This is a genomic window from Azospira sp. I09 (genome assembly GCF_009177135.1).
GTDB lineage: Bacteria > Pseudomonadota > Gammaproteobacteria > Burkholderiales > Rhodocyclaceae > Azospira > Azospira oryzae.
On record NZ_AP021844.1, the window covers coordinates 1,225,909 to 1,241,936 of the forward strand.

A 16,028-nucleotide genomic window follows, 5' to 3' on the forward strand; every position below is an offset into this window, starting at 1 on the left:
TTCTCCGGAAAGAAAAGGCCGCCCAAGGGCGGCCTTTTTGTTTGGCCGAGGCCGGCAGCGACGGCCTCTGGCCTGCCCCTACTGCAGGCTGAAGTCCACGCGCCCGCCCACCGGCGCCCCCTTGGGTGCTTCGCCGCCCACCTTGGGCGACAGCAGGAACAGGCGCTCGGCCGCAATGCCGCCCTTCTCCACCAGCCAGGTTTGCACCGCCGTGCCGCGACGCTGGGCCAGCTGGCGCATCTCCTCTTCTTCGGCGGGGATGTTGGCAATCATCAGGGCTTCCATCTCCGCCACCGGCAGGCTCTTGGTGAGGCCGATGAAATTGCGCGGCTTCTTGAAAGATTCCTCCTTGTAGGCCTTTTCCAGGTAGCGCGGATATTCCTCGGCGCTCACCGTAACCGCGGCGATGCTGCCGGAGGCCTTGCCGCCCTTGGCCTGCTCGGCCAGCTTCTGGGCCCGCACCTTGCGCTCCAGGATGGCGCGCTTGAGGCCTTCCTGCTCCGCCGCCGGATCGGCCGTGCCGGTGATTTCCAGTTCCAGGGCCGGACGTTCGCGCAGGGCCTTGGCGATGGTTTCCAGGCGCTTTTCCACCTCCGGGGTGATGCGGGCATGGCCGGCATCGAAAGCCACGTAGGACAGTTCCTCACCGCCGCCGAAGAGGGAGGACAGCAGGGTGAAGGGCGAAGTCACCGCCTTGGTCGCCAGGTTGAGGATCATCTTGCCGACGATGCCGCCGATGGAAAACTGGGGATCGTTGAGGGAGCCCTGCACCGGCAGGTTGAGGTCGATCTCGCCCCGGGAGTTTTTCAGCAGCGCCACCACCAGGCCGATGGGAATGCCCAGGGCGTTGGGACTTTCCACCTTGTCACCGAAGGTCAGCTGGTCGATGAAGATCTTGTTCTGGGCCTGCAGCTCGCCCTTCTCCACCTTGTACTGCACATCCACCGAGAGCTTGCCCTTCTCGATGGTGTAGCCCAGGTAACGGCCCGAATAGGGTGTGAAGGAGGACATCTCGATGCCCCGGGCCTTGGCCTGCACATCCAGGGCGATGGGCGAGCCCAGGGGATCGATCTTGCCGGAGATATCCAGGGGTGCGGTGCGGTCCACCTTGCCCCGGATCAGCAGCTCCGCCGGCTTGCCCGCCGCCAGGGTGCCGATGCGGCCCGACAGGTCGGTCAGGTTGGCGCTGTAGTTGGGCTTGATGAAACGGTCGGTGAAGTTGATGTTGCCACCGGCCAGCGCCACCTTGCCGATGCGGATCTGGGGCGCCGGCCCGGCGGGCTTGGCCGGGGCAGCGACGGGGGCAGGAGCTGCAGCCGGCGTCGCCGGCACGGCGGCGGCGGAAGCGGCAGGCGCAGCGGCGGCCGGCTTGGCGCCTTCGTCCTGGCGCACGATGTCCTGCAGGTTGAGGCGGCCTTCGGGCGACAGGATGGCCCGGGCGTAGAAGCTGGTGATGGCGATCTCGCCCACGGCAAAGCGGGGCGGCACGCTGCCGGCCTCGACCCCGGTCAGGCGCAGGCTGCGCCAGCGCAACAGGTCGGTGGCGTTGAGCTTGTCCAGCACGTTGAAGTCGGTGAGATTGACGTCGCCGTCAAAGGCCACGCCGGGAGCGGCTCCAGCGGCCCCAGCCGCCACCTTAAGCTTGCCCTTCACCGTCAGGTCGCCCTTGGTCAGCAGGGCGTTCAGCTGCTCCGCCGCCAGGCCCTGCAGGGCCACCAGATTGACCTGTTCCAGATCCAGCTGCAGATCGGCGGCCAGGGGCGCGAGGGCGGCCGCCCCCTCCACCTTGAAGCGTCCCTGTTCGTTGATGCGGGCCTCGATGCCGATCTGGCTGCGACTGCCGGCGGCGGAGGAAAGGCCGGCCACATGGAGGTCCAGGCCGTCCACGCTGAGGGGCGGCACCTTCTCCAGATTGTCGTCCGTATAGCGCAGCTTGCCGCCACCGACCCGCAGCTGGGCCACCTGCCAGCCCCAGGGCGCCGGCGCCTTGGCGACCCCGGCCGTACCACCTGCCTTGGCCGGGACTTTGGCGGGAGCCGCCTTGGCCGGGGCCGCCGGCGTAGGCGCCAGGGCAGCCAGGGACTGCAGCAGATCCACCTCGCCGCCCTTGAGGCGATGTACCCCGGCCTGGGGATTTTCCAGGGTGATGCCGGCCACCTTGGCCTGACGGCTGACCAGATTGACCGACACCCCATCCAGGGTCAGGGCGGAAAAGCCGAGGAAGGGCTGCTTCTCGCCGTCCCGGGAGAAGGCCAGATCCCGCACGGCCAGCTTCAGGTCCACGCCCTTGGCATCGTCCAGGGTGGCCCGCTGGATGCCCAGCTGGATGGCTCCCACCTGCAGCCCCACCTTGTTACCCTTGGCAGCGACACCCTTGATGCCCAGGTCGCCGCTGACGCCGACGCTGGGGGCCTGGCCCTCGGCCTGGCTGAAGGTCACCGCCAGATCGCCTTCCAGCTTGGCGGCCGTGACGGTCAGGGGAATGTTGGCGGGAATGTAGGCATCCACCCCGGCCAGGTCGAAGTCCCGGATTTCCACATCCACCACCGCATCCTTGCCCGGGGCGAAGGGACGCAGCTTGCCGCCGAGGGACAGGGGCGCGCCGTTGAGTTTGGCGGCGAAATGGGGTTCGACGAAGGATTCCACGGTGCCCGGCGTGTTGGCCAGGAAAGGAATGCCCAGGGCCAGGTCGGTGATGTGGTGGCTGACCTTCACCGGCCGGTCGTCGAAGTCGATGCGGCCGCCCTCGACGGCGATGTTGGCCACGGAGAATTTCGGCGGCGGCCCCTCGGAGGGCTTTTCCGTCCATTTCTCGATCAGGTCCGAGATGTTGTAGCGGTTGCCCTCCTCCCGCACCAGGTGCACATAGGGCCCCACCAGCTTGACTTCGCTCACCACCGGGATGCCCCGGGCCAGGCTCATGGAGGAGATATTCACGTGCAGGCTGTCGAAGCCCAGCAGACGCTGTTCCGCCGGCACGCTGGCATCGGCGCCGCGCTGCCCCACGGCAAAGCCGCTGATGGTGGCCGACAGGGTGTAGGGGGAAACCTGGATGCGCTCGATGCGCACCGGCCGCTCGAATTCCTCGGCCAGCAGGGATTCCAGCTTGACCTTGGCGAAGCCCGGCAGCCAGAAATAGCCGAGGAGGCCGAACAGCACCAGGAAGATGCCCAGGCCCCAGGCGCCCTGGCGCACCCGCCGGTGGCGGGCGAAGGCTTGCAGGCGGGGTTGCAGGTGTTGCAGGCCGGCCTGGAGCCGGGTGGAGAGATCGTTGTTCTGTCGGGGTGCGGAGGCAGTCATGGCAATGCTCTTTTCTTATGGTGTGACGCCAGTTTATTACGACGAATGGGAAATCCGGTACGACCTTGGTCACGTCCGGGAACTGCCCGGCCAAATTCCCGACTAATTTACTAGGAAATAAACCAGCTCAAGGGAGGCCGTCCATGGACGCCGGCGACAAGTATTCGGTGGAACGCATCACCTGGTTCAAACGCTGGACGGACAAGCTCTTCTCCTTCCGTCTGACCCGCCAGCCGTCCTTCCGTTTCGTCCCCGGCCAGTTCGTGCGCCTCGGCCTGCCCCTCACCACAGCCCCCGACAGCTCCCTGGCCTGGCGCCCCTACTCCATGGTTTCCGCCGCCTACGACGAGCATCTGGAGTTCTATTCCATCGCCGTGCCCGACGGCGAATTCACCTCCCGCCTGGCCCGCCTCGGGGTCGGCGACCGGGTGGCGGTGGACCGCCAGGCCTGGGGCCACCTGACCACGGACCGTTTCCAGGGCGGCCGGGACCTGTGGCTGCTGGCCACCGGCACCGGCCTGGCGCCCTTCCTCTCCATCCTCAACGACCCGGCGGTGTGGCAGCAGTACCAGCACATCGCCCTGGTGCACAGCGTGCGCGACGGCGCCGAACTGACCTACCGGGACTGGCTCGCCGCCCTGCCCGGCCACCCCCTGGTGGGAGAGCTGGCCGGCCGCCTGCGCTACCAGCCGGTGGTAACCCGGGATGGGACTGCCCCGCCCGGCACCCTGAGCCGGCGCATCCCGGCCCTGCTGGCCGACGGCAGCCTGGAAGCGGCCCTCGGCCTGGAGATCGACCCGGCCCACAGCCGCCTCATGGTGTGCGGCAATCCGGCTATGGTGGAGGACACCCGCCTGGCCCTGGAGGCCAAGGACTGCCGTCTCTCCAAGCGGGGCCAGCCGGGTCAAGTGGCCCTGGAAAATTCCTTCTAGGCGGTCATGCCGTCGTCACGGCGGCTATGGCACACTGAACGGCAGCCCTTTGCCCAAGGAGACTTCCATGCAGGTCGGCGTACCCAAGGAAATCAAGGTCCACGAATACCGGGTCGGCCTGGTGCCGGCCACCGTCCGCGAACTCACCGCCCGGGGCCATCAGGTGCTGGTGGAACAGGGGGCCGGCCAGGGTGTCGGCTACGACGACGGCGCCTATGCCGCCGCCGGTGCCACCATCGTGCCCGATGCGGCTTCTGCCTGGCGTGCCGATCTGGTGGTCAAGGTGAAGGAGCCCCAGCCGGCCGAATTCCCCTACCTGCGCCCGGAACTGACCCTCTTCACCTACCTGCACCTGGCCCCGGACCCGCGCCAGGCCCAGGCCCTGGTGGATTCCGGCTGCACCGCCCTGGCCTACGAGACGGTCACCGACGCCGTCGGCGGCCTGCCCCTGCTGGCGCCCATGTCGGCGGTAGCCGGGCGCATGGCGGTACAGGTCGGCGCCCACTGGCTGGAAAAGGCCCAGGGCGGCCGCGGCGTGCTGCTCGGCGGCGTGCCCGGGGTACCGGCGGCCCACGTGGTGGTGCTCGGTGCCGGCGTCGTCGGCAGCCACGCCACCCGCGTCGCCGTGGGCCTGGGGGCCGAAGTGACGGTGCTGGACCTGTCCCTGTCCAAGCTGGAGGCCCTGGACCGGGAGTACCCGGGCCGGGTGCGCACCGTCGCCGCCACCCGGGAGACCATCGAAGCCTACGCCGTTCGCGCCGACCTCCTGGTGGGCGCCGTGCTGGTGCCCGGCGCCGCCGCGCCGCGTCTGGTGGACCGGGACCTGGTCGGCAAGATGAAGGCCGGCAGCGTCATCGTGGACGTGGCCATCGACCAGGGCGGCTGCGTCGAGACTTCCCGCCCCACCACCCATGCGGACCCCACCTACGTCGTGGACGGGGTCATCCACTACGGCGTCGCCAACATGCCCGGCGCCGTGCCCCGTACCTCGGCCCAGGCCCTCAACAACGCCACCCGGCCCTTCGTCCTGGCCCTGGCCGACAAGGGCTGGCGGCAGGCCACGACAGACGATCCCCACCTGGCCGCCGGCCTCAACGTCAACGCCGGCCGCATCGTGCACGGGGCGGTGGCCGCCGCCCTGCAGGGCAATCCGGGTTGAGCCCGGCCCTCACCAAGGGGCTATGACCCTGGTCATAGCCCCGGGGAACTAGCCCTTGATCCGCCCCCTCGAAAAGGAGAAAGTCAAATCCATCAACTCCGGTGCGATGCAAGCCATCCGAACCGGCGGATCACTCCCCGAGCTGTAGCGTGCGGCGGCGCCCCCGGCCCCGCATACCGGGCCCCTGGAGGTAGCGGCATGAGCAGTCCAACCGAGGCAGGCAGCGCCACATCCCGGACGCCCCGGGAGCACTCCTTTGCCCCCCCTGATTTCCAGGCCCTCTTCGAATGCATCCCCACCCCCTGCCTGGCCCTGGACCCGGAACTGCGGGTCATCGCCGTCAGCAGCGCCTATACCGAGGCCACCTTGACCCGGCGGGAGGACATGCTGGGCCGGGACATGTTCGACATCTTCCCGGACAACCCGGACGATCCTGCCGCCGACGGCGTGCACAACCTGCGGGCCTCCCTGGAACGGGTGCTGCAGACGGGGCAGCCCGACCTGATGCCGGTGCAGAAATACGATATCCGGCGCCCGCCGGAACAGGGCGGCGGCTTCGAGGTGCGTTACTGGACGCCCATCAACACCCCGGTGCTCGATGCCGAGGGACGGCTGCGCTACATCATCCACAAGGCCGAGGACGTCACCGAGTTCGTCATGCTGCGGGAACAGAAGCTGGAGCAGAGCCGCATCACCGACTCCCTCCGGCAGCAGGCGGAAAAGATGGAGGCGGACATCTACGCCCGCTCCAAGACCATCGCCGAAAACAACCTGCGCCTGCACCAGGCCAACGCCGAGCTGGCCCGGCTCTACGAGAAGACCCGGGAACTGGATGAACTGAAGACCCAGTTCTTCGCCAACATCAGCCACGAACTGCGCACCCCCCTGACCCTGATCCTGGGCCCCGTCGGCAAGCACCTGGCCGACCCGGACCTGGCGCCCGCCCTGCGGCGGGACCTGGAGGTGGTGGAACGCAACGCCCGCATGCTCTACCGGCACGTCAACGACCTGCTGGACGTGGCCAAGCTGGAAGCCGGGCGCATGGTCATGCACTACACGGAGGGCGACCTGGCGCACCTGACACGGGTCATCGCCTCCCACTTCGATTCCCTGGCCGAAGGCCGCCGCGTCCGCTACGTCGTGACCACGCCGCCGGACCTGACGGCCCAGGTGGATGCGGAAAAGTACCAACGCATCCTGCTCAACCTTCTTTCCAACGCCTTCAAGTTCGCCGGCGACGGCGGCGCCATCCAGCTGCGCCTGACGGCGGCCGGCGGGCAGGCCCGGATCGAGGTGGAGGACAACGGCCCGGGCATTCCCGAAGCCATGCGGGAGCAGGTATTCGAGCCCTTCCGCCAGGTGGAGGGCGGCAGCAGCCGCCACCACGGCGGCACCGGTCTGGGCCTAGCCATCGTGCGGGAACTGGCCCAGCTCCATGGCGGCAGCGTCCGTATTGATGCCGCCCCCTCCGGCGGCGCCCTGTTCATCCTGGAACTGCCCCTGCTGGCGCCCCCCGGCACCCAGTTGCAGGCCCAGGGCGAAGCCCTTCCCGGCGACCTCAGCCGCCAGGCCCTGGAAGAACTGCAGCCGCCCCCCGCATCACCGGAACACCGCCAGGGCCGGGCAGATGCGGCCCTGCCCCTAGTGCTGGTGGTGGAAGACAACCCGGACATGAACGCCTTCATCTGCGAGGCCCTGGGCCGGCACTACCGCGTCGCCTCCGCCCGGGACGGCCAGGAAGGCCTGGAAATGGCCTGTCGCCAGACGCCGGACCTGATCGTCAGCGACGTCATGATGCCCCGCCTCAGCGGCGACCGCATGGTCCAGGCCCTGCGCCAGGAGCCGGCCCTGGCCGGGGTGCCGGTGGTGATCCTGACCGCCAAGGCCGACGAGGACCTGCGCATCCGCCTGTTGCAGGACAGCGTGCAGGACTTCCTCAACAAGCCCTTCTCGGTGGAGGAACTGCTGGCCCGGGTGGGCAGCCTCCTCGCCGAACGGCTGCAGGCGGCGGACCTGCTGCGGCAGAGCGAAAAGCGCTTCCGCGCCACCTTTTCCCAGGCCGCCGTGGGCATGGCCCATGTGGCGCCGGACGGGCGCTGGCTGCTGGTGAACCAGCGCCTCTGCGACATTATCGGCTACGCCCGGGAAGAACTGCTGGGCCGCACCTTCCAGGAAATCACCCACCCGGACGACCTCTACAGCGACCTGGAGCAGATGCATCGGCTGCTGGCCGGCGAGATCGACAGCTACGCCATGGAAAAGCGCTACCGTCACCGGGACGGCCACCTGGTGTGGATCAACCTCACCGTCTCCCTGGTGCGGGCGGCGGACGGCAGCCCGGAGTACTTCATCGCCGCCGTGGAGGACATCCAGCGGCGCAAGGAGGCGGAAGGGGAAATCCACCGTCTCAACGCCGACCTGGAGCGGCGGGTGGAAGAGCGCACCGCCGAGCTGCGGGCCGCCAACCGGGAACTGGACAGCTTTGCCCACGCCGTTTCCCACGACCTGCGGGCGCCCCTGCGGGCCATCACCGGCTTCAGCCGGGCCATCATCGAGGACTACGGCACCGCCCTGCCGGCGGAGGCCCGGGAATTCCTCGACCACATCATCGCCTCGGGCCAGCAGATGGGCGCCCTGATCGAGGGTCTGCTGACCCTCTCCCGCAGCAGCCGGGAAGAACTGCGGCGGGACGACATCGACCTCTCCGCCCTGGCCCGGCGCATCCTGGAGGAACTGGCGCGCAGCGAGCCCGGGCACCGGGTGGCCTGGCAGGTGGAAGACGGCCTGGTCGCCCGGGGCGACATCCGCATGATCGAGGTGGTGCTGCGCAACCTGCTGGGCAACGCCTGGAAATACACGGCCCGCACTGCGGCACCCCTGATCCGGGTGCATGCCCGGCGCCAGGAAAAGCAGATCCAGTTCTGTATCGCGGACAACGGCGCCGGCTTCGACATGGCCCAGGTGGGCAAGCTGTTCCAGCCTTTCCAGCGGCTGCACCGGCAGGACGAATTCCCCGGCATCGGCATCGGCCTGGCCACGGTGCAGCGGGTGGTGCATCGCCACGGCGGCAGCATCGAGGCCAGGGGCGAAGCCGGCCACAGCGCCAGCTTCTGCTTCACCCTGCCCCTGCCGGAAAACGAACCGGCCCCGCCAGCCCCGTCGACTCCAGCGGCCCCCGGCTAAGGCGCCGGCACGGCGGCTCAGCGGCCGGAGAGGGCGTGGCCCAGCATGGGGCCCATGCCCGCCATCACGGTCTGGTTGGCCTCTTCCATGGCCGCCAGGGCCTGCAGGGATTCCTCGGTGCGGCCGGCGTAGTGCAGTTCCAGGGCCTGGCGGGCCCGCTGGTGCACCGCCCGGTGGGGCGATTCCAGGGCGCTGTAGCCGGGCAGGCGGGCAAAGCGGGCCTTCACCTCCGCATCGTAGTACCAGCGACCCAGGCGGCACTCGGTCTCGTCCGGCACCTGCTCCGGGCGCAGGCCGGAGATGCCGAGAAAGACCTTGTACACCTCCAGCTTGAGGCTCAGTTCCTCCAGGTTGGCCAGTTCCACATTGGCCAGCAGGGCGGCCCCGTCCACGCTGGCCTCCATGGCGGCGGAAAGGCCCTGCAGGGCTTCCATGCTGCGCATGGCCGCCTCGCTGTCGGCGGCGAAGCGGGCCGCATTGCCGGCACCGGCCTGCATGGCGTCGTGGGCGGCGCCGGTTTCCGTCTGGATGGTGGTGACCAGGGTGCCGATGTCCACCGTGGCCCGGGTGGTGCGCTCCGCCAGCTTGCGCACCTCGTCGGCCACCACGGCGAAGCCCCGGCCCGCCTCGCCGGCCCGGGCCGCCTCGATGGCAGCGTTGAGGGCCAGCAGATTGGTCTGGTCGGCGATCTCCTTGATCAGCTGAACGATGCCACCGATCTCCCCGGCCCGCCGGGCCAGGTCTTCCACCCGCCGGGAGGAGTGGCCCAGGTGCTCCACCAGGGAAGTGAGGTTGCTGGCGATGCGGGCGAAGGATTCCCGGTTGTGCAGGGCCTGGCCGGCAGCCTCGGCGGCGGAGAGCTTGTCCTGGTTGAGATGGCCGGCGAGGCCGACGAAGGACTGGCTGACCCCGGCCAGGGAGGCGCCGAAGGCATCCAGGCTGCCGAACACCCGGCCCAGGCTCTGGCGTTCCTGCTCCAGGTTTTCCGCCTGCTGCCGCCACTGTCCGGCCTCGGCCTCAAGGCGTTGGATTTCTGCCCGGGCCTGCTCGTCCCGGGCCGCCCACTGCCGCACTTCCTGCTCCAATTGCGCCAGCCGCCGCTGCTTTTTGCCCCACAACATGATGCTCTCCTGAGAATATCCGACAAAATTTGTCGGGATTTAATAGTTGAGCATTTTACTCGGCTATACCCCCGTGCATTTGATCCAGGCTAAAAACGGCTCCGCCCATTTATTATTCCTATAACGAATAAACAAAAGACTATTAAGTCTTTTTAACGCTTAAGCAGATAGCCTAAAGTTCGGCCATCCGCTCCCAACCCAGGAGAACACCATGACCCGCCGGAACGCCTGCCCGCCTTGTCGAATGTGCCCAACACCATCCGCCAGACCCAGCGTCCGCCCATGGCGCAGTTCATCAAGCACATCACCAGATTCCGGAGAACACCATGCCCCTGACCGATCTCGTCCATTACCTGAACGACCGTAACCGCAGCCAGTACGGCCCCCACCTGAGCCCCGGCGACTCCCTCAGCCTCGCCCACAACCGGGTCACCGGCCGCTTTGCCGGCCTCACCCTGGACAGCGCCTTCCAGCCCATCACCGACGCCCGCAGCGGCCAGGTTTCCGGCCACGAAGCCCTGCTCCGCGCCACCGCTGCCGACGGCAGCCCCCTCGCCCCCGAAGCCGTCTTCGTTTTGCCCACGGACGGGGAGGAAATCGTTTTCCTCGACCGCCTGGCCCGCACCGTGCACGCCCTCAACTACCTGCTGCAGACCAAAAGCAGCGGCGGCGACCTCTACCTGAACATCCATCCGCGGCACCTGCTGGCCATTTCCGGCGACCACGGCCTGGTCTTCGAAGCCATCCTCAAACGCCTGGGCCTGACCCCGGAGCGGGTGGTGCTGGAAATCCTGGAAAGCGCCATCGACGACTCCGGCCGCATCAAGGAGGCGGTGGCCAATTACCGTTCCCGGGGCTACCGCATCGCCATCGACGACTTCGGCCGCCACCATTCCAACTTCGACCGCCTGTGGCAACTGGAGCCGGACGTGGTCAAGCTGGACCGCAGCCTCATCGTCGAGGCCGGCACCAATCCCAAGGCCCGGCGCGTGCTGCCCCGCCTGGTGGAAATCGTGCACGACCTGGAGGCCCGGGTGGTCTTCGAGGGCATCGAGACGGCGGACCAGCTGGCCATCGCCATCGACGCCGGCGCCGACCAGCTGCAGGGCTACTACCTGGCCCGCCCGGCCCGGGAATGCCTGCCCGCTCGCCATGCCCTGCTCGACACCGGCATCGCCACGCCCTTCCCGGCAGCCGCTGGCAGCCCCCCTGCAGCTCCCGCCCCCCACGCAGGCTTCGACCCGTTGCCGGAACATCAGCGGCAGGCCGCCTGAACGCTGCCCCTCAAGTGTCGGCTTGCCCAATATATAACCAAACGAACTATTTAAATCTTAATTCATTATTTTTCGGTTATTAACCAGCTTTCCTATAGTGGCACCGTCCATTCACGAATCGAGCCAGGAGCTTCCATGAAAAATACCCGTACCTCCCGCTTCCTCAAGCGCCTGCCCCAGCGTCTGCTGGCGGCCCTGGCGGTGGCTGCCGCTGCAGCCGGCGCCCAGGCCGAGACCCTCAAGGTGGGCCACCTGCCCGTCACCGGCCATGCCAAGTACTTCGTCGCCCAGGAACAGGGCTTCTTCAAGAAGGAAGGCCTGGAGGTGGAACTGGTGGAATTCCAGAACTCCGCCGACGGCATCAATGCCGTCATCGCCGGCAAGCTGGACGTGGGCACCTTCGGCACCACCGCGCCCCTGCTGTTCTACTCCAAGGGCTCGGACATCAAGATCATCGGCGGCATCATGGGCCAGGACGCGGCCCTGGTGGTCAAGCCCGAACTGGCCGGCACCATCCGCAGCCTCGCCGACCTCAAGGGCAAGAAGGTCGCCACGGTGCGCCTGGCCTCCGGCGACGCCGTGCTGCGCGGCGCCCTGAAGGACGCCAAGATCAACTGGAAGAGCGACCTGCAGATCTTCGAACTGAAGAATCCGCCCGCCGTGATCGAGGCCGTCAAGTCCGGCCAGGTGGATGCGGGCCTGGTGTGGGGTCCCCATGACCTGCGCGCCGAACAGCAGGGCCTCAAGGTGGTGGTGCGCTCCGGCGACCTCTCCCCCGGCCACCCCTGCTGCCGCGTCATCGTCTCCGGCAACAAGCTGAAGGACGCCGCCACCCTGGAACGCTTCCTGCGCGCCGTGCTGCAGGCCGAGAAGTACGCCGCCGAGCACCGCAAGGAGACCATCGACGCCATCGCCAAGTACATCAAGCTGGATCGGGCCATCCTGGAGAAGGGCTACTACTCCCCCAACCTGGAACAGCGCAGCGACCCCAACGTCAAGGGCGTGGAGAAGTTCTGGCTGTCCATGATCGGTTCCGAGTTCATCGAGGGCAAGCGCCCCCTGGCCCCCATCTTCGAACTCTCCATCTACCAGAAGGCCCTGGAATCCCTGGCCAGGGAAAATCCCAAGGACGCCTTCTACCAGGCCCGCCTCAAGGAATTCAAGGAAAGGGACACCCTGTGAGCAACGCCGCCCAGACCAGCGCCACCGGTCTGGCGGTGGATAACGTCTCCTTCGCCTACGGCGAGGGAGACACCATCCTCCGCCGGGTCGCCCTGGAAGTGCCCGAGGGGCAGTTCCTCACCCTGCTGGGGCCTTCCGGCTCCGGCAAATCCACCCTGCTGCGCCTCATTGCCGGCCTGGAAGCTCCCACCGACGGGCGTCTGGCCTGGCAGGGCGCCACCATCACCGGCCCCGGCATCGACCGGGCCGTGGTCTTCCAGAACTACTCCCTCTTCCCCTGGCTGAAGGTGGAAGACAACGTGGCCCTGGCCGTGGCCAAGGCCCACCCCAAGCTCTCCCGCGCCGAACGCCGGGAGAAGGCCCGGGACTATCTGGGCCGGGTGGGCCTAGCGGACGCCGCCGGCAAGTACCCCTTCCAGCTTTCCGGCGGCATGCAGCAGCGCGCCGCCATCGCCCGGGCCTTGGCCCTGGAAGCGCCGGTGCTGCTGATGGACGAACCCTTCGGCGCCCTCGACCCGATCAACCGGGGCAAGCTGCAGGACCTGCTGCTGGAAGTGTGGCAGAGCACCAGCCCGCGCCGCACCATCGTCTTCGTCACCCACGACGTGGACGAGGCTCTCTACCTGGGCGACCGGGTGGCGGTGCTGGGAGCTTCCCCCGGCCGGGTCCTGGCCCAGATCGAGGTGCCCTTCGAGCGGCCGCGCAACCGGGCCCGCCTCTTCGCCTCCCCGGCCTTCCACGCCCTGCGCGAGGACATCGCCGAACGCCTGGACGCGGACGTGCTGTCCGGCCTGGCGGCGGCGTAAGGCCAACGTACTGAACTGATGTGAAGGAGAAATCCATGTCCGAATCCCTAGCCCTGGAAGGCGAGGCCCTGGCCTCGCCCCTGGTGGACAAGACGCCCCGGCAGGGCCGCTCTGCCCCCCACTCCGGCCTTTTCCCGGCCCTCCTCTCCCGCCTCCCCGCCTGGGAAGCCGTGGCCCTGTGGGCCGTGCTGTTCCTGGCCTGGCAGGGTTCCACCTATTTCATCGACCAGAGCGCCAACCCCCTGTTGCCCGGCCCCCGCATCGTCGCCGAGGCCCTGTGGGAATCCCTGCCGGAACTGTGGAAGGGCACCGTTTCCTCCTTCTTCATCCTGGCTCCGGGCTACCTGCTGGCCGTCGCCGCCGGGGTCGCCCTCGGCCTGGTGGCCGGCATCGTGCCGGGGGTCGGCCGCGGCCTGTTCCCCTTCGCCAAGGTGGCGGCTCCCATCCCGCCCACGGTGTACATCCCCTACGCCATCGCCGTGCTGCCCACCTTCCACCTCTCCGCCACCTTCGTCGTCTTCATCGGCGCCTTCTGGCCCGTCTTCCAGAACTCCGCCGCCGGCGCCCTGGCGGTGGAAGGCCGGCACCGGGACAACGCCCGGGTACTGGGCTTCTCCCGCCTGGAAACCCTGGTGAAGGTGGTGTTCCCCGCCAGCCTGCCCCACATCTTCTCCGGCGCCGCCGTGGGCCTGGGCTTCTCCTTCATCCTGCTCACCGTGGCCGAGCTGTTCGGCGCCAACGCCGGCCTGGGCCGCTTCGTGCAGTACTACGCCGACTTCGCCGACTACCCGCGCATGGTGGCCGGCATCCTCTACACCGGCCTCGTCACCTGGCTCGCCATGACCGGCCTGGACAAGCTGCGCCACAAGGCCCTCTTCTGGGTGCGCTGAGAAAATCCGCCATGCCGTCACCGTCACGCATCCTGGGCCTGCTGGCCCTCCTTGCTGCCCTGGCCTCCGCTGCGGCGGGCGCCGGGGAAGCCCGCTTCTCCCCACTCTTCACCCGGGAAGCCACGGACCTGCAGGCCGAGGCCCGGGCCGCCCGGGCCGAGGGCAGGAAGCTGGCCGTCGCCTTCACCCTGCCCGACTGCCCCGGCTGTCGGGAGATGGAACGCACGGTATTCCAGGACCCAGGCGTGACGGCCCGCTTCAGCCGGCATTACCGCAGCGTCAAGGTGGATCTAGCCCGCAGCGAACCCATCCTCGATCTCGCCGGCCGGCGCGGCTCGGCGGGCGACTTCGCACGGCAGCTCGGCGCTTTCGCCACCCCTTCCTTCGCCTTCTTCGACGGCCGGGGCGAATTCCTCTACCGCCATACCGGCACCCTGGCCGCCGCCGATTTCAGCCGCCTCGGCCAGTACGTGGCCAAGGCCGAATACGAGCAATACCCCTTCGCCGGCGCCAGGGCCAGGGCCGCCCAGGCGGCCAACGCGCCCCGGCTACAAGCCGATGCGCCTGCTGCCGGCCTGCCCCGCCGCCCCGAATTCCGCCTCGCCGACACCACCGGCAAGGTGCGCCGCCTGGCCGATTTCCGCGGCCAGGCCGTGGCCCTGGCGGTGGGCTACAGCCAGTGCCCCGACGTCTGCCCCACCACCCTGGCCGAACTGAAGGCCGCGGTGGAAGCCCTGCCCGCCGCCCAGCGCCGCCAGGTGCAGGTGCTCTTCGTCACCCTGGACCCGGAGCGGGACCACGCCGCCCTGCTCCGGGAATACGTGGCAGCCTTCGCTCCCCAGGGCGGCCGCCCTTTCCTCGGCCTGTGGGGCGGCGACAGCGCCACCGCCGACCTGATCCGGGAACTGCAGCTGGTGGCCGAACGCCAGCCCTCCGAGAGCATGGGCTACACCCTGGACCACACCGCCGGCGTCTTCCTCTTCGACAAGGCCGGCGTCCTGCGCGGCCTCTCGCCCTACGGCCAGCCGGTCGGCGCCCTCGCCGCCGACCTGGGCCTGCTTGCCGCCGAGCCCAAGCACAGCGACAAAACCATTCAGGTCGCCACCGATCAGCACCTCACGCAAGGGAATCCCCGCCATGTCCATTAACAAACTCCTGCCCCTGGCCGAAGCCGCCCAGCGCTACGCCGGCGACGGCATCCAGTACGCCAGCGGCGCCGGCCTGCCGGTGGGCGCCGACGCCATCGCCTTCGGCCGCGAACTGGTGCGCCAGGGCCGGCGCAACCTGCACGCCCTGTTCCACTGCAACACCCAGCAGCTCAACCTGCTGGCCGCTGCCGGCACGGTGGACAAGGCCGAGGTGGGCTTCTCCGGCCTGGAGGGCTTCGGCTTTGCCAACGGCCTGCGCCGCGTCGTCGAAGAAGGCAAGCTGGCCCTGGAGGACTACTCCAACCTGGCCATGGCCCTGCGCTTTCTCGGCGGCGCCCTCAACTGGCCCTTCGTCCCCGCCACCACCTGTATCGGCTCCGACATCCAGCAGCGCAGCGCCTTCGCCCCCGAGGAATACCCGGCCACGGGCAAGATTCCCGAGATCGCCGACCCCTTCTCCGGCCGCACCCTAGGCGCCTACTCGCCTCTGAAGCCCGACCTGGCGGTGATCCACGTCACCCTGGCCGACCCGGAGGGCAACGCCATCATGATCGGCTCCGAGTGGAGCCGCTTCGAACTCTCCCGGGCCGCCAAGCGCCTGGTGCTGGTGGCCGACCACATCGTGGACACAGACTGCATGCGCCAGTACCCCAACCTGGTGCGCATCCCCGGCCTGATCGTGGACGCCGTGGTGTGGTGGCCCTTCTCCGCCTGGCCCGCCGCCTCCCCCGGCGTGCATGACGTGGACGAAGCCCACATGAAGCTGATGAACGAATGGCTGGCCACGGAAGAAGGCACCTTCCGCTACATCGACCGCTACATCTTTTCCTACCAGACCGTGGATGCCTATCTCAACCTCATCGGCCAGGACGTCATCTCCAAACTGGAAGACAGCCCCACCCGCTTCCTCCTGGACCCCTATCGCCAGTGGATCCTGGACCGGGCCAAGGTGGAACAGCTGCAAGCTGAAAATCACATTCTGAAGAGGGCCGCATGAGCCACCGAGCCTGCGTAGCTGCGAGCCACGCGAGGG

Annotated in this window: 11 protein-coding genes; 9 read left to right on the forward strand and 2 right to left on the reverse strand. The window is 68.4% G+C overall.

Annotated features, from left to right (window positions below):
• Nucleotides 1-78: 78 nt before the first annotated feature.
• Entirely contained in the window at nucleotides 79-3,300 is a 3,222-nt protein-coding gene (locus AZSP09_RS05680) for a DUF748 domain-containing protein (protein ID WP_152089424.1), read from the reverse strand.
• Nucleotides 3,301-3,443: 143 nt separating this feature from the next.
• Between AZSP09_RS05680 and AZSP09_RS05685 the strand changes: the two genes are divergently transcribed.
• The 3 genes from AZSP09_RS05685 to AZSP09_RS05695 all read left to right on the forward strand — a co-directional run bounded on the left by AZSP09_RS05685 (nucleotide 3,444) and on the right by AZSP09_RS05695 (nucleotide 8,574).
• Nucleotides 3,444-4,232 carry a ferredoxin--NADP reductase gene (locus AZSP09_RS05685; protein ID WP_152089425.1) on the forward strand — a complete coding sequence of 263 codons (789 nt, stop codon included), beginning with the start codon at nucleotides 3,444-3,446 and terminating at the stop codon, nucleotides 4,230-4,232.
• 67 nt (nucleotides 4,233-4,299) lie between these two features.
• A complete protein-coding gene (ald, locus tag AZSP09_RS05690; RefSeq protein ID WP_152089426.1) occupies nucleotides 4,300-5,391 on the forward strand; it encodes an alanine dehydrogenase in 1,092 nt (363 codons plus the stop codon).
• Between the two features lie 198 nt (nucleotides 5,392-5,589).
• On the forward strand, nucleotides 5,590-8,574 hold the full coding sequence (locus tag AZSP09_RS05695; RefSeq protein ID WP_152089427.1) for an ATP-binding protein: 2,985 nt from the start codon (nucleotides 5,590-5,592) through the stop codon (nucleotides 8,572-8,574).
• A gap of 17 nt (nucleotides 8,575-8,591) precedes the next feature.
• Here AZSP09_RS05695 and AZSP09_RS20545 read toward each other — a convergent pair whose 3' ends face one another.
• A complete protein-coding gene (locus AZSP09_RS20545) occupies nucleotides 8,592-9,695 on the reverse strand; it encodes a methyl-accepting chemotaxis protein (protein ID WP_014237188.1) in 1,104 nt (367 codons plus the stop codon).
• A 326-nt stretch (nucleotides 9,696-10,021) separates the two neighbouring features.
• Between AZSP09_RS20545 and AZSP09_RS05705 the strand changes: the two genes are divergently transcribed.
• From AZSP09_RS05705 to AZSP09_RS05730, 6 genes are all read left to right on the forward strand, one after another.
• Nucleotides 10,022-10,969 carry an EAL domain-containing protein gene (locus AZSP09_RS05705; RefSeq protein WP_152089428.1) on the forward strand — a complete coding sequence of 316 codons (948 nt, stop codon included), beginning with the start codon at nucleotides 10,022-10,024 and terminating at the stop codon, nucleotides 10,967-10,969.
• Nucleotides 10,970-11,104: 135 nt separating this feature from the next.
• Nucleotides 11,105-12,151 carry an ABC transporter substrate-binding protein gene (locus AZSP09_RS05710; RefSeq protein ID WP_014237186.1) on the forward strand — a complete coding sequence of 349 codons (1,047 nt, stop codon included), beginning with the start codon at nucleotides 11,105-11,107 and terminating at the stop codon, nucleotides 12,149-12,151.
• Nucleotides 12,148-12,957: an ABC transporter ATP-binding protein gene (locus AZSP09_RS05715; RefSeq protein WP_014237185.1), complete on the forward strand. Its 810-nt coding sequence runs from the start codon at nucleotides 12,148-12,150 to the stop codon at nucleotides 12,955-12,957. The genes AZSP09_RS05710 and AZSP09_RS05715 overlap by 4 nt, the downstream gene beginning before the upstream one ends.
• Nucleotides 12,958-12,992: 35 nt before the next feature.
• Complete coding sequence (locus AZSP09_RS20550) at nucleotides 12,993-13,847, forward strand: ABC transporter permease (protein ID WP_152089429.1); 855 nt, start codon at nucleotides 12,993-12,995, stop codon at nucleotides 13,845-13,847.
• 11 nt (nucleotides 13,848-13,858) lie between these two features.
• Nucleotides 13,859-14,995, forward strand: a complete 1,137-nt coding sequence (locus AZSP09_RS05725; RefSeq protein WP_152089430.1) for an SCO family protein — start codon at nucleotides 13,859-13,861, stop codon at nucleotides 14,993-14,995.
• Nucleotides 14,985-15,992 carry a CoA transferase subunit A gene (locus AZSP09_RS05730; protein ID WP_152089431.1) on the forward strand — a complete coding sequence of 336 codons (1,008 nt, stop codon included), beginning with the start codon at nucleotides 14,985-14,987 and terminating at the stop codon, nucleotides 15,990-15,992. The genes AZSP09_RS05725 and AZSP09_RS05730 overlap by 11 nt, the downstream gene beginning before the upstream one ends.
• The last annotated feature ends 36 nt before the right edge of the window (nucleotides 15,993-16,028 follow it).

Coding starts and splice junctions, on each gene's coding strand:
- AZSP09_RS05680 (WP_152089424.1), bottom strand. CDS start 3,300: ATGACTGCCTCCGCACCCCGACAGAACAACGATCTCTCCACCCGGCTC.
- AZSP09_RS05685 (WP_152089425.1), top strand. CDS start 3,444: ATGGACGCCGGCGACAAGTATTCGGTGGAACGCATCACCTGGTTCAAA.
- ald (WP_152089426.1), top strand. CDS start 4,300: ATGCAGGTCGGCGTACCCAAGGAAATCAAGGTCCACGAATACCGGGTC.
- AZSP09_RS05695 (WP_152089427.1), top strand. CDS start 5,590: ATGAGCAGTCCAACCGAGGCAGGCAGCGCCACATCCCGGACGCCCCGG.
- AZSP09_RS20545 (WP_014237188.1), bottom strand. CDS start 9,695: ATGTTGTGGGGCAAAAAGCAGCGGCGGCTGGCGCAATTGGAGCAGGAA.
- AZSP09_RS05705 (WP_152089428.1), top strand. CDS start 10,022: ATGCCCCTGACCGATCTCGTCCATTACCTGAACGACCGTAACCGCAGC.
- AZSP09_RS05710 (WP_014237186.1), top strand. CDS start 11,105: ATGAAAAATACCCGTACCTCCCGCTTCCTCAAGCGCCTGCCCCAGCGT.
- AZSP09_RS20550 (WP_152089429.1), top strand. CDS start 12,993: ATGTCCGAATCCCTAGCCCTGGAAGGCGAGGCCCTGGCCTCGCCCCTG.
- AZSP09_RS05725 (WP_152089430.1), top strand. CDS start 13,859: ATGCCGTCACCGTCACGCATCCTGGGCCTGCTGGCCCTCCTTGCTGCC.
- AZSP09_RS05730 (WP_152089431.1), top strand. CDS start 14,985: ATGTCCATTAACAAACTCCTGCCCCTGGCCGAAGCCGCCCAGCGCTAC.